Origin of the sequence: Amycolatopsis sp. NBC_01480, assembly GCF_036227205.1 — a bacterium.
GTDB lineage: Bacteria > Actinomycetota > Actinomycetes > Mycobacteriales > Pseudonocardiaceae > Amycolatopsis.
In genome coordinates, this window is sequence record NZ_CP109442.1 from 22,473 (window position 1) to 38,236 (window position 15,764).

At 68.4% G+C, this 15,764-nt stretch carries 14 protein-coding genes and 1 pseudogene; 9 read left to right on the forward strand and 6 right to left on the reverse strand.

Annotated features, from left to right (window positions below; translation table 11 throughout):
* Window positions 1-30: 30 nt before the first annotated feature.
* Window positions 31-1,302 (reverse strand): hypothetical protein, encoded by a 1,272-nt coding sequence (locus OG371_RS00120; protein WP_329064222.1) that lies wholly within the window; start codon window positions 1,300-1,302, stop codon window positions 31-33.
* Window positions 1,303-1,370: 68 nt separating this feature from the next.
* The gene (locus OG371_RS00125) at window positions 1,371-1,898 is read right to left on the reverse strand and encodes a nuclear transport factor 2 family protein (RefSeq protein ID WP_329064224.1); all 528 of its coding nucleotides are present in this window, start codon (window positions 1,896-1,898) and stop codon (window positions 1,371-1,373) included.
* A gap of 161 nt (window positions 1,899-2,059) precedes the next feature.
* Here OG371_RS00125 and OG371_RS00130 point away from each other — a divergent pair, with 161 nt between their 5' ends.
* From OG371_RS00130 to catC, 6 genes and pseudogenes are all read left to right on the forward strand, one after another.
* Window positions 2,060-2,773 (forward strand): GntR family transcriptional regulator, encoded by a 714-nt coding sequence (locus tag OG371_RS00130; protein WP_329064226.1) that lies wholly within the window; start codon window positions 2,060-2,062, stop codon window positions 2,771-2,773.
* A gap of 163 nt (window positions 2,774-2,936) precedes the next feature.
* On the forward strand, window positions 2,937-4,109 hold the full coding sequence (locus OG371_RS00135) for a flavin reductase family protein (RefSeq protein WP_329064228.1): 1,173 nt from the start codon (window positions 2,937-2,939) through the stop codon (window positions 4,107-4,109).
* A gap of 94 nt (window positions 4,110-4,203) precedes the next feature.
* The gene (locus OG371_RS00140; RefSeq protein WP_442876065.1) at window positions 4,204-4,470 is read left to right on the forward strand and encodes a LysR substrate-binding domain-containing protein; all 267 of its coding nucleotides are present in this window, start codon (window positions 4,204-4,206) and stop codon (window positions 4,468-4,470) included.
* Window positions 4,470-5,572: pseudogene (locus OG371_RS00145) on the forward strand (mandelate racemase/muconate lactonizing enzyme family protein). The gene OG371_RS00140 and the pseudogene OG371_RS00145 overlap by 1 nt, the downstream one beginning before the upstream one ends.
* A gap of 27 nt (window positions 5,573-5,599) precedes the next feature.
* A complete protein-coding gene (gene catA, locus OG371_RS00150; protein ID WP_329064230.1) occupies window positions 5,600-6,451 on the forward strand; it encodes a catechol 1,2-dioxygenase in 852 nt (283 codons plus the stop codon).
* Entirely contained in the window at window positions 6,451-6,732 is a 282-nt protein-coding gene (gene catC, locus OG371_RS00155; RefSeq protein WP_329064232.1) for a muconolactone Delta-isomerase, read from the forward strand. The genes catA and catC overlap by 1 nt, the downstream gene beginning before the upstream one ends.
* Window positions 6,733-7,125: 393 nt before the next feature.
* On the opposite strand, the gene OG371_RS00160 is transcribed toward catC, so the two are convergent.
* Together OG371_RS00160 and OG371_RS00165 are read right to left on the reverse strand one after the other, a co-directional pair.
* Window positions 7,126-7,581, reverse strand: coding sequence for a hypothetical protein (locus OG371_RS00160; protein WP_329064234.1), 456 nt, complete (start codon window positions 7,579-7,581; stop codon window positions 7,126-7,128).
* A 47-nt stretch (window positions 7,582-7,628) separates the two neighbouring features.
* Entirely contained in the window at window positions 7,629-7,865 is a 237-nt protein-coding gene (locus tag OG371_RS00165) for an alpha/beta hydrolase (RefSeq protein WP_329064236.1), read from the reverse strand.
* A gap of 268 nt (window positions 7,866-8,133) precedes the next feature.
* Here OG371_RS00165 and OG371_RS00170 point away from each other — a divergent pair, with 268 nt between their 5' ends.
* The 3 genes from OG371_RS00170 to OG371_RS00180 all read left to right on the forward strand — a co-directional run bounded on the left by OG371_RS00170 (window position 8,134) and on the right by OG371_RS00180 (window position 10,539).
* The gene (locus OG371_RS00170; protein WP_329064238.1) at window positions 8,134-8,550 is read left to right on the forward strand and encodes an NUDIX hydrolase; all 417 of its coding nucleotides are present in this window, start codon (window positions 8,134-8,136) and stop codon (window positions 8,548-8,550) included.
* Between the two features lie 119 nt (window positions 8,551-8,669).
* Window positions 8,670-9,812 (forward strand): helix-turn-helix transcriptional regulator, encoded by a 1,143-nt coding sequence (locus OG371_RS00175; protein WP_329064240.1) that lies wholly within the window; start codon window positions 8,670-8,672, stop codon window positions 9,810-9,812.
* Window positions 9,813-10,326: 514 nt separating this feature from the next.
* A complete protein-coding gene (locus OG371_RS00180; RefSeq protein ID WP_329064243.1) occupies window positions 10,327-10,539 on the forward strand; it encodes a hypothetical protein in 213 nt (70 codons plus the stop codon).
* A gap of 614 nt (window positions 10,540-11,153) precedes the next feature.
* On the opposite strand, the gene OG371_RS00185 is transcribed toward OG371_RS00180, so the two are convergent.
* Window positions 11,154-11,792, reverse strand: coding sequence for a TMEM175 family protein (locus tag OG371_RS00185; protein ID WP_329064245.1), 639 nt, complete (start codon window positions 11,790-11,792; stop codon window positions 11,154-11,156).
* 55 nt (window positions 11,793-11,847) lie between these two features.
* Window positions 11,848-15,759 carry a glycoside hydrolase family 2 TIM barrel-domain containing protein gene (locus tag OG371_RS00190; RefSeq protein ID WP_329064247.1) on the reverse strand — a complete coding sequence of 1,304 codons (3,912 nt, stop codon included), beginning with the start codon at window positions 15,757-15,759 and terminating at the stop codon, window positions 11,848-11,850.
* Window positions 15,760-15,764: the final 5 nt, after the last annotated feature.

The window sequence follows — 15,764 nt, forward strand, 5'->3', positions numbered from 1 at the left end:
GAACACGTGCGGGTGGAGCAATGGCTTCGGTCAGCCGGCCTTGCGCGCAGCACTCGCAGCGGACCGGTTGAGGGTGGTGATCCCGGCGAAGTCGTGGGGCTCGATGCCGGCCATGAGACGCCCGTAGTTCTCCGAGAGCGCTTCGAGGTTCAGTGCGCCGTGGAGGGTGACGACGCGCGCGTCGCGCCAGGCCCGCTGGATGTGTTCGAAGTCCATGATCGCGGTGGAGCCGGAGTTGCGCTGGAGCAGCTCGATCGCCTCGGCGCACCACTTGGCGGCGTAGGCGGTCTCGGCGAGGACGCGCGCGCTGAAGTGCTGCAGGTATTCCGGCGACGCCGGAGTACCTGCGGCGGCGAGCTCGCCCAGGCGATCGGTCTCCGCAGCGTTGGCCTCTGCCATCAGTGTCGCCGACCGGATCTTGCTGTGTACCTCGGTGAGCATGAGGTGCGTCAGCGGCGCCTCGAGCTGATTCTTGTAGGTCGTGCCGCGGATCGCCCGGCCGGCGGAGCGCTCGAGGAATCGAGCCAGCGCGCCGCGGGCGATCCCGATCGACATGCCGGCCATGAGGCTGAACGCCCAGCCAAGCGAGGGGGCTTTCCACAACGAGCCGGCAAGGCCGTTGTCCAGGGTGCCGGCCACGACGTCGCGGAAGTCGACGACGCGGTGGGCGGGGACGAACAGCTCGTCGGCCGAAAGAGTGATGGAGACGCTGCCCGTGGCGCGCATGCCGGCCACCTGCCAGTCGTCGAGAAACCGCAGCTCGTCGCGAGGTACCTCGACCCCGACGAGGTAGCGGCCGTCGCCGTCGCTGGCTATGCAGCCCAGGTTCGTGTACGGCGCCCACAGCGCGTCGCTGCCGAACGTCCAGGGTCCGCCGGAGATGATCCAGCCCCCGTCGACCCGCTTCGCGCGCCCCCGTGACGCTGGGAAGTGGCTCGATCCGGCTACGCGGGGCCCGACCCATGCGGGGCCGTAGACCTCCTCGACGACCTTGGCGCCCGAGCCGGCCGGGATCCAGTTCATCGTGGCCGCCACCCATACCGTCCACCCGGCCGAGCCGTCCCAAGACGACACCTCGGTGACGACGTCGAGCTGGTCGCGGACCGACAGTTCGGCGCCGCCGAACTCCGCGGGGCTGGCGATGTCGAAGGCGCCGGTGGCGTCGAGCGCAGCGATCGTCGCGTCGGAGTGGCGGCCGGCACGTTCAGCTTCCAGCGCGGCGGCGCGCAGGGTCGGGCCGAGCTCGTGCACCTTCTCCAGGACAGCGGCGAGCGTGGTGGGCTTGTCGTCGGTGACGAGCATCGTGGTCTCCGTGTCGGGTCGGTCGTTCGGGGGACGCAGAACTTCACCGGTGGTCTCGGCCGTCACTGTCACCGGATCGCCTTGATGGCGTTCAGGTAGGCGACCCGACCGGCTTCGGCGTGCTCACGCAGCACGTTGAGCTTCATGTCGGGCCGGTGCTCGGCGTTCGGCTCGGGTACGACCGGGTTGCCGGTCCAGGACATCAGCCGGCAGACGCGTCGCCGGATGCGCCAGCCGGCCTCGGTGCGGACGAGTTCGTCGTCGTACCAGCCGGTGCCCGTCCATGTGGGGCCGTCCTCGGCCGCCTCCCGGATGAGCAGCCAGTTCCCGTAGCTGAATGCGTTGGCGCGATCGCCGTCGACGTGGACCAGCTGACCCATCATCGTGTGCTGATGGCTGTCGAGCGTCTCGTGGAACTCCGCGAAGGACCGCTTGAAGTTCTCCAGACCCACCCATGCATTGCCGGCCGGACCGAACTCCGCGGTCACGTCCTCGGAGAAGACGAGGTCGAACAGGTCCCAGGCGTGCGCGTCCAGAGCGAATCCGTACAGGTTGAGCAATTCGATGATCGCTGCCTTGTCCTCGGTGTCAGCCACGCCGCTGGTCTCCATTCTGGGTTGTGAAATGTCACTGAGATACTGTGCCATGTTTATACTCGTCTGGTGGAGTGTGTCAAGACGCAACCTCGACTCGCCCACCGGTACTCTGACGGGCCAGTGGTTCTCCACTGCGAGGCAACGATTCGAGGGGTGACCCAGTGGCCGACGTGTCCGACTCCCGCGTCTCGCTGAACGAGACGGTCTACCGCCGGCTGAGGGGCGATATCATCGCGTGCCGCCTAGTGCCCGGTCAGCGGCTCACGGAGAAGCAGTTGGCGGCCGACATGGGTTTCAGTACCGCACCCCTTCGTGACGCCCTCACTCGCCTGGATCACGAAGGCTTGATCCGCACCCTGCCTCGCAAGGGCTACCAGGTCGCGCCGTTGACGCCGAAGTCCATCGACGACCTCTTCGTCGTCTGGGGGATTGTGGGACCTGAGCTCATCCGGCTCGGCCTGCGCCAGGCGAGCGAGGCGCAGGTCGACGCGGCACGGGAGGCGTTCGACGAACTGGACGTGCTCGCTCAGGAGCAGGGTGAACCACCGTCGGCCCTCCTCGACATCGACGTGGTCAACAGGACCTTCGCGATCCTGGCCGAGGCCACCGGCAACACCTATTTGATCAACTTCTTCCAGCGGCTCATGGGCGATATGAGCCGCATCCGGGCACTGCTGCTGACCTCGGGGCGTACGAGCGCTGCGACGCGTCCGGCCGGTCACTGGGTGCGCGGCATCCTCGACGAGCCTGATGTGGACAAGGCCGCCGAGCACGCCAGGCGCTACATCGAGGACGTCCACCAGCACGTGCTCCAGGCCGTCATCAGGTGGCCCTCGGTGATGAGCAGTGAGGTCAGCGTCCTGCCGCAACGATGATCGCATCGATTTGACGTCGGCCACTCTCCCTCCCTGGCCTCTTGGGTCGAAGCGACGCTTGACGCGAGGCATGGCCGTAGTCGTAACATGTCACAAGACTAGTTAAGACATGTTAGAGGGCTGTCCACCTCGGTGATGCCCCGGGACCCGAGAGGAGTGCACGATGACCGACGTCGGCAACGCGACGATCGACCCCGCACTGTTTCGAGAGACGCTCGGTCACTACCCGACCGGGGTAGCCGTCGTCACCGCGGTGTCCGATGACGGCATCCCTGAAGGCATGGTTGTGGGAACGTTCACCTCGGTCTCCCTGGATCCTCCTCTGATCGCCTTTTTTCCCGCCAGGAGCTCGAGGAGCTTCGCGCGGTTCAGGGACGCCGCCGCGTTCGGCATCAACGTCCTGGCATCCGATCAGGAACCGCTGTGCCGCCAGATGGCGACCGCCGGCGCGGCCAAGTTCGAGGGCGTGCGCTGGCGGCCGGGACCACTCGGCTCACCCGTCCTCGACGGCGCAGTGGCCTGGATCGAGTGCACGTTCGAGGACGTGCGCGAGGCGGGTGACCACTACATCGTCCTCGGACGCGTGCACGAGCTCGACGTCGCCCGGTCGACCTTGCCGTTGCTGTTCTTTCAGGGCGGATACGGAAAGTTCTCGACCGGATCGTTCATCGCCGCGCCGAATCCGGAGCTGATCCAGGCAGCGCAGCTCGCCGAGACGATCCGGTCGGAGATGGAGGAACTCAGCCTCGCCTTCGCGGTCGACTGCAGCGTCCTCGTCAAGATCGGCAGCGACGCGGTGCAAGTGCTCACTGCCAATGGCGGACGAGCGTCCGAGACCGTTCCGCTCGGACATCGACAACCCATCATCCCGCCACTCGGCGCCGTGTTCATGGCGAAGGCGACACCCGCGGAGACAGAGGCCTGGATGCAGCGGGCGCCCGACGACAGTCGAGGCCGTCGTGCTCTCCACGGCAGCCTGCTCGACGCTGTGCGTGATCGTGGCTACTCGCTCCTCGCTGCTGAGCCGGAGCTGCTGCAGCGCCATCAGGCGGTGCTGACGGAATTCGAGCGGTCCGACCGACTCCCCCGACAGGAACGCGACGTGCGGCAGGCGACCGCCGATCTCGTCGATCTGTTCTGCCCTGACCTCATCGTCGGCCGACGCTACGACCTCGCATCGATCATGGTGTCGGTCCCCGTCATGGCAAACCTGCCTCCGATGGCTCTCCGGATGACCGCGATGCCGAAATCCGCGCCGACTGAACAGGTCGAGGCCTGGATCCACGGCCTGAGGCGAGTGGCCGCCGCGGCGGCCATGGCCAGCACCCCTGGGTGATCGGCGGTCTGATCACGTCGCTGCCCGTGACACCACCGTCCGGACGAATGGAATGTGGCCGATCCGGTCAGCCGCACCAAAGATCCGTACGTGCATGTTCTGGCTCAGCGCGAAGCACGAGGCGCCGGGGACCGCGGCGCTGCTCGCCCTGGTCGCCGGTGGCCTGGGGGTCGGGGTCGTGCCGGCCTCGGCCCGAGCGTTGCCGCTGGCCGGGCTCGTGTTCCGCGACCTGGCCGGGGCCACGAGCGTCGAGCTCGCCTTGGCCTGGCACCGCGAGACCCGCTCTCCGCTGGTAACCACCGTCCTCGCCGCACTCGAGGACGTCTTCCCGTCCGCCCGACCACCCTCCGAGGTCAGCTGATGAAGATCACCCACGTCGAGGCGATCCCGTTCGCCATCCCGTACCGCAAGCCGTTGCGGTTCGCCTCCGGCGAGGTGCACGCCGCCGAGCACGTCCTCGTGCGCGTGCATACCGACGACGGGATCGTCGGCGTAGCCGAAGCGCCGCCGCGGCCGTTCACCTACGGCGAGACCCAGGCCGAGATCGTCGCCGTCATCGACTCGATCTTCGCCCCGCAGGTCGTCGGGCCCAGCCTGCTCGACCGCGAAACCGTGCACACCCGGCTCGGGCGCACGGTCGGGAATCCGACCGCGAAGTCCGCTGTCGACATGGCGATCTGGGACGCGCTCGGGCAGTCCCTCGACGTCTCGGTGACCGAGCTGCTCGGTGGCTACACCGACCGCATGCGAGTGGCGCACATGCTCGGCTTCGACGAGCCCGCCGCGATGGTTGCCGAAGCCGAGAGGATGCGCGACGCCTACGGCATCACGACGTTCAAAGTGAAGGTCGGCCGCCGCCCGGTGTCGCTGGACACGGCTGTGGTGCGGGCGCTGCGCGAGGGACTCGGTCACGCAGTGGATCTCTACGTAGACGGCAACCGCGGCTGGACCGCCGCCGAGTCCGCCCGCGCGATGGAGGAGATGGACGACCTCGACCTGCTCTTCGCCGAGGAACTGTGCCCGGCCGACGACGTCCTCGGCCGCCGCTGGCTCGTCCAGCAGCTGGACGTGCCGTTCATCGCCGACGAGTCCGCGGTGACGCCCGCCGACGTCACCCGCGAGATCCTCGGCGGTTCGGCCACCGCGGTCAGCATCAAGACCGCACGCACCGGCTTCACCCGCTCGCAGCGCACCCACCACCTCGCCGAAGGTCTCGGCGTGGAAGTCGTGATGGGCAACCAGATCGACGGCCAGCTCGGCTCGCTGTGCACGGTCGCTTCGGCGCGGCCTACGCGCTGACCTCGCGCCGCGCGGGCGAGTTGTCCAACTTCCTCGACATGAGCGACGACCTGCTCACCGAGCCGTTGCGCGTCAGCGACGGCGAGATCGTCGTCCGTCCCGGTGCCGGCCTGGGCGCCGCGATCGATCCCGAAAAGCTCCGGCGCTATCGCCAGGACGACTGACTCCCCACCACGAATCAAGGAGGATTCATGACCGCCACCCACGAAACGGCCACCGCAGCGGCGTCCGGTGCGAACGCGACCGAACGCTTCAAGACCGATAAGTTCGCCGGCGTCGCCGGGACGCCGCCCGAGCGCGTCAGCATGCTCGCCCGCGAAGTCCTGGAAGCTGTCCACGGCACGATCCGCAAGCACAAGGTCACCTACGCCGAGTACAACGCGCTCAAGTCGTGGCTGATCGCCGTCGGCGAAGGCGGCGAGTGCCCGCTGTTCCTGGACGTGTGGGTGGAGCACGTCGTCGAGGAGGTCGCGACCGAGCACCGCGAAGGAAACAAGGGCACGATCGAGGGCCCGTACTACGTGCCGGACGCGCCCGAACGGGGCGCCCGCGGCACCGTACCGATGCGGGACAACGAGCCCGGCACGCCGCTGACGTGGACCGGCCGGGTCACCTCGACCGACGGCACGGCACTGGCCGGAGCGAAGGTCGAGCTGTGGCACGCCGACGCGGACGGCTTCTACTGCCAGTTCGCGCCGGGCATCCCGGAGTGGAACCTGCGAGCGTCGTTCACCGCGGACGAGAACGGCCGGTTCGAGATCCGCACGGTCCGCCCGGCGCCGTACCAGATCCCCACGGACGGAGCGTGCGGCAAGCTGATCGCGGCGGCGGGCTGGCACGCGTGGCGCCCAGCGCACCTGCACGTCAAGGTGTCGGCGCCCGGCAACGAACTCCTGACAGCCCAGCTGTACTTCCCGGGCGACGAGCACAACGAAGACGACATCGCGTCGGCCGTCAAGCCGGAACTGCTGTTGAACCCTCGCTCCTCAGGCGACGGCGAGGCCATCGAATACGGCTTCGTACTGGACCCGGAGAGGTCCTGATGCTGTACCACGTCCGCATGGACGTCCGGCTGCCCGCGGATCTGGACCGGGCACAACGCGACGACTTCCTCGCGCGGGAAAAGACGTACAGCCAAAAGTTGCAACGCGACGGCAAGTGGCCCCAGTTGTGGCGGATCGCCGGCGAGTACGCCAACTTCTCCGTCCTGGACGTCGCCGACCACGACGAGCTGCACGCGTTGCTGTCCGGGCTACCGCTGTTCCCGTACATGGACATCCAGGTAACGCCGTTGGCGGCGCACCCGTCCAAAGTCGACGATTGAGGGCTCGACGGCGTACGACGTCTTGGTGGACTACTGCGGACAACGTGATGGCCGGTTAACGCCGATGGAGGGTGGGAGTCACCTCCGTGGTTCTCGCCCCTTCATACGTGCTCGAAGGTCGTGATGCCTAACAGCGCCGCCAAGGAGCCCTGCGTGACAGATAACTGACTGAGTACGCAAAATTGCACGGCCGAGAGGGGCCGCCCCGCTTCACCTCGTGTCGGGCTCGCAGGACCTCATTGTTGCCAATTCTGGATCTGCGAGCCCGACGCGAGGAGGTTCGTCACTTCGGGTCGATCCTCCCCAACGGCTCGCCGGTCGCCGACAGCGCCGCCCGGGCTTCGGACCAGGCAGCGGCGTCCAGCCCCAGGGCAGTGCGCAGGTACGCCAGCGTCACTCGCTGGACAGTGCGACACGCTCGGCGCTTTCGTCGGTGGTCCGCGTGTCATGGGCACCCTGGACGCCACCGAGCCCGTGTTCTGCACCGAAGAGGGTCAGCAGATCGGCGCCACCCGAGCCGAGCCGGAAGCCGTCGGTGAACCAGTCCGGCCCGCGCACCGTGAGCGGAGACTGGTCGTGATCGCCGGCGACGATCAGGCTCGGCGTCTTCATCTCGGCGAAGTCGGGGGTCATGAACGGGAAGTACTGGGCGGCCATCGGGGTCAGGTTCGCACCACCGGTCCCGGGCAGGCACAGCAGCACCGCCGCCCCGACCCGAGAGTCGGCCATGCTCTCCCCGGGTGCGCCGTCGACGCCGACGACCCGCGCGCCGGCCAGCGTGCTCGCGGTCTGCGCGCCCCACGAGTGCCCAGCGACCGCGATGCGCTCGCGATCGATGCGCCCGCCCATCCCGGGCACCGCCGCTTCGACGGCGCCGAGCTGGTCGAGGATGCCAGTCAGGTCGTCGGTGCGGATGCGCCAGATGCGCGGACCGTCGGGGCGAGCCCGAGCGAGTCGAGGTGGGTGGGCTGGACGACGACGAATCCGTGGGCGGCCCAGAAGCCGGCCAGCGGTGCGTAGTCGTCCACGCTCAGGGTCATGCCGTGCGAGAAGACGATGACCGGCAGGTCGCGGCCCGTCGCCGGCGCGGTGGGCCGGCTCGTCCGGCAGCCCGTCGAAGCGCGCGATGCCATGGGTGGCAAGGCATGCGGCCAGCTCGCCGACGCCACCGGAGGCCTGCACGTCGACCCGGCACGCGGCCAGAACGTCTGCGGTGCTGGCACTGTCGAGCATCGCGCTGCCCTCCCTGTTCATGACGGACCTGTCCGGTCCCTTGATCACACCCGGTGCACGCGGTTGCTGTCCACTGACGGATTGTCAACCTCGCACGAGCGGACCGGCGGGGCACGGACTGCTACCGTGCGGCTACCGCATCCCCAAGCCTCGGCGGAGGGTTCAACCATGACCAAGCCCGCGTACCCGGTGTCGATCAAGGGCGTGCTGGTCCGCGACGGCCGGGTCTTGCTGGTGCGCAATGAACGCGAGGAATGGGAGCTGCCCGGCGGCCGGATCGAGGAGAACGAGACCCCGGAACAGACGGTGGCCCGCGAGATCGCCGAGGAAACCGGCCTGCCGGTCACGGTGGCCGAGATCCTGGACTCCTGGATGTACCACATCACCGTGGCGGACAAAGACGTGTTCATCGTGACCTACGGCTGCACGACCGACTCGACCGCCGAAGCGATCGTCAGCCACGAGCACAACCGCATCGGCGAGTTCGCCGAACACGAGATCGCCGATCTGCCGATGCCCGAGGGCTACAAGCGCTCCATCGGCACCTGGCTCGAGCGGCTCCGCGTCCTCCAAACCACCCGATAGGCAACGCCGTGACCGCCGGGTGCACGCGCTGCGGAACGGCCCTGAGCCGCTTCGCCCCCACCGCGGTGTGCCCTACGTGCCAGGCAAGCACCGGCGCCTTGCCCGCGCCCCCGGCCCGGTTGGCGCCCGCGGTGTGGATGTGGTCCGACCCGGCCGCCACTGCGGCGCTGCGGTCCCGGGACCTGTCCACGATCCTGCGTGCCTACCGCCACGCCAACGAGTTAACCCAGGAAGCCCTCGCCGCGATCCTGGGGTACGACAAGAGCTACATCGCGATGATCGAGACCCGCCGCCGTGATCCCGGCGACGTAGTCGTCCGCCGGCACATCGCCCGTGGCCTGGGCCTGCCCTCGCACTTTCTCGGCGTCACCGAGCCGGATGACGCGGACTTCGCCGCGCTGGTGCAGTTCGGCGACTCGGTGATCCGGCTCGCCGAGATCGCCCGCCAAGCGGGCCGGGCCGTCGAGGCAGTCAACGAGCTATGGCCGCTGGTCGCCCGGCTGGAGGCCCGCGCCGCCGAAGGCCGCCTCGAACGCGACACGCTGCTCCTGCTCGCCTCCGCCCGCCTGACCCTGGGCGTGTCCCTGGGCACCGTGCTGCCAGAAGAACGCCTCGCCGCAGCCGCCGCGTGGACCGGCAAAGCCCTGATCCTCGCCCGGCACACCAACAACCAGCCGTTCCTGGCACACACGCTGCGGATGCACGGCAACGAGCTGCGCAAAGCCGGTCGGCTCCCGGCCGCCGTTGCCCGCCTTGACCACGCCCTGGCCATCTCCGCCGACCCCACCGGGCAAGGCTCCGCGCTGGCCCTGTCGGCCCGCGCCGCGGGCGAAGCCGGGCTGCCCGACCGGTTCGAAGCCGCGATCGACCGCTCTCGCCGTCTGTTGGACACCGGCGCAGAACACGGAATGCTGGTCAACCCCTTTACCCTGCGCGAAATCCACGCCCGCGGCCTACTCGCCCTGGGCAGGCCCACCCAGGCGCTGCGTGTGCTGACCGCAGCCGGTGCCGGAGAACCCGCCGCCCCGCAGTGGCAAGTGATCGAACGCGTCACTGCCGGCGAGATCCTCACCGCCAGCCGAGAGCACGACGGAGCCCAGGAATCCCTGCTGGCCGCCATCACCATCGCCGAACAGCGACGACTACCCCACCAACTCCAACGCGCGATCCGCGCCGCCAGCCGTGGCGGTCTGGATGCAGTCGCCGAGACCGGCCGCGCTGCGCTGCGACGTCTCCGCGACCAGCTTTCCCCAGCCACCTGAACATCAAGCTTTCTGTTCGTTTCCGGCTCGACTTTGGCAGATCGTGCGACCCATCGCTTGACCGGCGCGGGCACGACGGATGAGGCCGGTGATCGACTCGAACCCGTGTCCGCCTAGCCCGTCTGCCGGCGGCCGGTGTCGCCGACGCGTGGTCGCACCGGTCGCCGACGTCCTCGCTTCTGGCTATCTGCGTGGTCAGTGGCTCAGGGGCACAGCGACGTCGACCTCGGGCCGGCCGACCTGGTGCTGCTCGATCCCACGCGTACGATCCGGTTCGAGAGCACCGCCGCGGCGCACCTCCCCATCCTGCTTCCGCGCCGGAGCGTCGGATCCGGCCCGCGCGGATCGACCGGCTCATCGACGTCCGGATCGACGGCAGTCACGGTCCGGGCACTCTCGTCTCCGTGCTGACCCGGGAGCCGGCGCGGTCGGCGACCGAGTTCCGCGGGCCGGAGGCACTTCGGTCGCCGGCAGCTGCCGCGACACCGCGGCTGACGAGACCCACGAGCTCGGCGTGGGTTTCGGCTTCGACCCGGCCGCCCTCGCGGGACGGTTCGATCTGGTCTTCGACACGCCCGGCCTGCTTCCCTTCGCCGCGGCCCGAATGCTGCTGAAGCCCCGCGGAACCATCATCGACATCGTCCCGACCCCGGCCAAAATGATCAGGAGCGCCCTGCCCGGACCGTTCCGGGCGATGATGGGCCGGCCGGCGACCTGGAGGAGGTAGCCCGGACCCTGCGCCTGCCCATCGCCCGTACGGTCCCGTTGGCCGAGGCGATTCAGGCCCTGACGGAGCTGGAGCGCGAGCAGCGCCCGAAGGGCGGCAAACTGGTCATCACCGTGGCCGGAAGGTGAGCCGTGCCGAGCTGCAGCAGGCTCGTCCGTCCTCCTTTGCCGTTCAGCACCAAAGCCTTGGTGAGATCACGTCAACGGGGCGACGACATGCCGGAAGTACGGAAGGCCATTTCTCAGAGCACAAAAGGGCACAGTGGCCAAACCCGCGTGAGTGGCTACGACAGTGCGAACCGTCGTGAGCAGGAGACGGCGCGCTGCTCTGAGACACCCAGCGCCGGACGGCCGTCGCCCGACCACGCTCGTCGCGCTGGAGGCCTACGTCGCCGAATCAGCTCGCGGTCTCGGACTCGCAGCGCGCACCGAGCTGAAAACGGCACCCAGACAGCGGTTTTGCGGCGCTTCGCCGTGCGAGTCCGGCGCACCGCCGAGGCCGCGCGCCCGCTGGAGTCCGTCGCGGACCACCTTGTCCGCCGTGACCGCGAAGGCCGGTCCGTGAACCGAACGTCTGGCTCGGACATCCGTTGCCGGACGGTAGCGGATAACCGGTCAGCCGGCCGGGACGGCAGCGCGCGCCCGGCGTTCGGTCACCCGGTCCGCCACTAGGACGCCACCATCAGCGGCCAGACATACCGGCCCGCCGAGGTGCTCACGAAGCTCACCGGAATGGACAGCAGGAAGACCCCGGCCGCGGTGAAACCGCCGATGACGATGTCGCGCATCTTGCGTTCGGAGCCTCGTCCGGGGGTGGACCGGGCCGGCGCGGTCGGCGTGCGCGGCCATCGCGGCCACGACCAGGGCCAAGGCCGCGATGACGACCGCGTACAGCACCGGTCCCAGTACGAAATGACTGTCCACCACGTCCACCTTGGTGGCGAACGGCGTCACCACGATGAAGAACAGGCACAGCATGTTCAGCCGCCGCAGTGTCGGGTCGATCACGTGGACCCGGCGGAAGAGCTGACGGTGATGCATCCAGAACAGCGCGGTGACCGCGAACCCGATGACGAAGGTCAGGTACTCGCCCGGCAGCAACTCCACAAAGGAATGCCACACCTGCGCCTTCGTCTCCCCGTGCGGCAGCGGCAGGTCGATGCCCAGCAGCGTCATCGCGATCGCGACCACCGCGTCGGAGAAGAAGATCAGCCGTTCACGCAGGTGCCGCCGGCTTCGTCGTCGATGAAGCACGGGGACCGCTCGTATTCGTTCGCCACGGCCGGTAAGTCTGTCATGGAGCGCCCGGTCACGACGGCACGGTCGGCGCCCGGAACAGCTCTGCCGCCTGGCTGCGGCGCGGAAGCGGCCGCAAGCGATAGGTGTAGTGGTAGTCGCGGTTCGCGAAGAGCTTGTACTCGTCGTGCGTCTGCGCGCCCCAGCTGTCGTCGCCGCCGACGCCCATCTGCCGGTGATTCAGCCGCAGCACGACGTCCTCACGCGGGGTGAGCTGGTAATCGTGCAGCGCGCCGCTCGACAGGTCCTCCGGCGTGAAGTGCGACGCGGTGAACTCCAGCAGCGGTTCGCCGGTCGCCAGCAGTCCGACGCCACGTTTGTCAGTCAGCGCGACCCACCGTACGTCGGTCTTGTTGCCATTCTCCTGTGGACGGATGTACCCGGTCCATTGTTTGTCCACAGTGGAGGAATATCGGCTGACGTCGGAACCGGTGTTGCGGTCCCAGTGGTTCTCCTCCGGTCCGCGGCCGTAGTAGTCGATCGTGTCGAACTGACCGGGCAGGAACAGCATCATCCCGACTTCCGGCAGGTACGGCAGATCCGGCGAACCCGGGTGCACGAAATGGTCCACTTTGATCTCGGCGTTGCCGAACACCGTGTACGTCGTGGTGTAAGTCGAGGGAACCGAAGTCGGCAGCGTGCCCTCGACGGTCACGACCACCGTCCGGCCGACGTCCACCGAGACCTTCGTGACTTTCCGGTCGGCCCCCGCGTACCGCCAGGTCGCGTTACGGCTCGGCTGCCCGTTGCCGATGTCGTTGTCGGTCGGCGCACGCCAGAAGTTCGGCACCGGCCCGGATTTGACGAGCTGGACGCCGCGGGCCTCGAACGCCGTGAGAAGTCCGGTGTCCTTCGCGATCGTCACGGTGAACCCGTCGCCGCCGACCTCGACGTGCTGCTCGGTCTGCCGTGCGGTGGCCGCGGGAACCTGCGCGAGCGGCACCGCGGCGACGGCGGGGCTGCCGAAGTCGACCGGCAGCTGCTGCTTCGCCACCTCGTACCCGCGGTCGGCCCAGAGCGTACGTGCCTTGGTGGTGAAGGAAAGCCGCAGGAAGTACTCCCCCGACGGACGGGCGGGCCGGCTCAGCGGCACGGTGATCGTGCGGCTCGATTGCGGCGGCACGTCGAGCTGCGCGCGGTTGAGCCGACCGCGTTGCACGACCTCGCCGTCGTTCTCGAGTTGCCAAGCGCCGTCGTAGGAATCGACGTTGGTGAACAGGTTTTCGTTCTTGATCGTCACCTGGCCGGTCGGGAGGTCGGCGCCCGCGGAGACGTTGATCGCCTGGTAGATCTGCTTGACCTCGATCGCCTTGCCGCTGACGCGGCGGTCGGCGGTGACCATGCCGTTGGCGCAGAAGTTGCCGTCGTTGGGGTTGTCGCCCCAGTCGCCGCCGTAGGAAAGGTACGTGCGCTCCGCCGGCTGCTTCTCGCCGTAACTCGCGGTGGCCGCGTCGAACCAGAGCCGCACCGCCTCGTCGTGCGGACCACGGTCGCCCGCCGCGAGTTCCGCCGCGCTGAGCGCCCGCGCGTAGACGCGACCGACCCGGATATGTCCGCCGAACACCCGTTCCGGATTCTCGAAGTCGGTCCCGAGGGCGAGCTGGATGGTAGTGCTGTCCGGAACGCGGTCGGTGTCCTTGTGCGCCACCGCTTTGCCATCGATGTACAGCGTCAGCGTCTTCGCGTCGTGGTCGAGCACGCCGGCCATGTGGTGTTCGCGCCCCACCCAGTCGGCGGGCAACGGCGCGCTGGCGCTGATCCAGCTACCGGCATAAATGAAGAATTCGAGGTTGTTGTCGGTCTGCTTCAGCGAGTACTGGTGGTCGCCCTTGGCGATGATCGCCTGATGGCCGCCGACCGCGGCAGGAGTGGCCCACGCTTCCAGAGTCAGCGATCCGGTCAGGTCGAGGCTTCGCGTCGGCGGCACGACCGCGGCGCCGGTCAACCCGTGCTCGCGGTCGAACGTCGCAGCCGGCGCGAGTTCCGCGATGAGCGCCGACGGGCCGGTTTCGGTGAGCAGCTTGCGTTTCGGCGTCGGCCAGTACAGTGCCTGGTCCACGAAGTCCCAGATGAAACCGCCCTGCAGCACCGGATGCGCCCGGATGACGTCCCAGAATTCCTTGAGGTTCCCGGTGGAGTTCCCCATCGAGTGGGCGTATTCGATCATGATGTACGGTCGGCGGTCGGTTTGGTCGAGCGCGCGCTGCTCGAGCGCCTTCGGGGTCGGGTACATCTGCGAACGGACGTCGCTGATTCCCGGCCGGTCGTCACCCTCGTACTGGATCACGCGCGTCGCGTCGTAGGAGTGGATCCAGTCGTACATCGCGGAGAAGTTGCTGCCCGTTCCGGCTTCGTTGCCCAGCGACCAGATCACCACGCTCGGGTGGTTCTTGTCCCGGTGCACCATCGCCTTCGCACGGGCTAGGACCGCGGGCGTCCAGGCCGGATCCGACGCCGGATAGTGGTCCCGGACACCGTGCGTCTCCAGGTTCGTCTCGTCGATCAGGTACAGCCCGTACTCGTCGGCCAGCTCGTACCAGACCGGATCGTTGGGATAGTGCGAAGTCCGGACGGCGTTGATGTTGAGCCGCTTGATCAGCCCGATGTCCTCGACGAGGTCCGCGCGCGTGAGCGCCCCGCCACGGACGGGATGCTCCTCGTGCCGGTTGGTGCCACGCAACGAGATCGGCTGCCCGTTGATCCGCATCAGCCCGTCCCTGAGCACGAACTCGCGGAAGCCGATGCGGGAGGACAGCGTTTCGATCGGCTTGCCGGACGGATCACGCAGCACCATGACCGCGGTGTACAGGTTCGGCTGCTCCGCGGACCAGAGCTTCGGCCCGCGGACCTCCTTGGTGGCCTGCACGCTCACGTCTTGTAGGGCCGGCACCGAACTGAGGCCGACCGGCTGACGCAGCGGCTCCGGCCAGACCGGGCGCCGGTTTTCGTCGTAGAGCTGGGTTTCCACGGTGTACGTGCGATTGTCCGGACTACCGTAGTTGCGCACGTTCGCGGTCACGGCCAGGTCGGCGTCCGTGTAGCCGTCGCGTAGCCGCGGGTCCAGGCGGAAGTCACGCAGGTGCGCGGTCGGTGTGGAGTACAGGTAGACCGAGCGGAAGATGCCGGACAGCCGGATCATGTCCTGGTCTTCCATCCAGTCGCCGTCCGGGAAGCGGTAGACCTCCACGGCGAGCTGGTTGGTCCCCGGCCGCAGATGTTCGGTGATGTCGAATTCGGCCGGCGTGCGCGAGTCCTCGCGGTAGCCGAGCAGGGTGCCGTTGACCCACACGTAGCACGCCGACTTCACTCCCTCGAAGTGCAGGAATGTACGCCGGCCGGACCAGCCCGCCGGGACCTGGAAGCTGCGCCGGTACTGGCCGACCGGATTGAACTTCGTCGGCGCGTACGGCGGCTGGGCGTTCTCGTTCTGCCCGTTGGCACCCCACCAGGGGTAGGTGATGTTGACGTAGATCGGGAAGTCGTAGCCGTGCAGCTGCCAGTCGGCCGGCACCGGGATGGTGGGCCACGACCGGTCGTCGAGGTCCTCTCGGTAGAACTGCGGGTCGCGGGCGTCCGGGCGGTCGGCGTACCGGAACTTCCAGTCCCCGTCCAGACTTTGCCGGAACGGCGAACGGGTGCGGTCGCCCTCCAGGGCCTGGCCGAGGTCGGCGTAGGGCATCAGGGTGGCGTGCGGCGGCTCGGTGCCGACGTCGAATATCCCGATGTTGTTGTTCCACTCCGGGAACCCGTTGCCCGCCGGGTTCTTCGGCGCGGCCGCGGCCGGGCAAGCCAGCGACGAGAGCGTGGCCGGCAAGGCGAGTGTGCTGAACAACGCCACCCCGCCGCCCAGGAAGCTGCGGCGACTGACCACGCTCCGGCGTACGGCCGGTTCGGGCGACGGCCGCTCGGCCGGCTCGGGCGACATTTGCG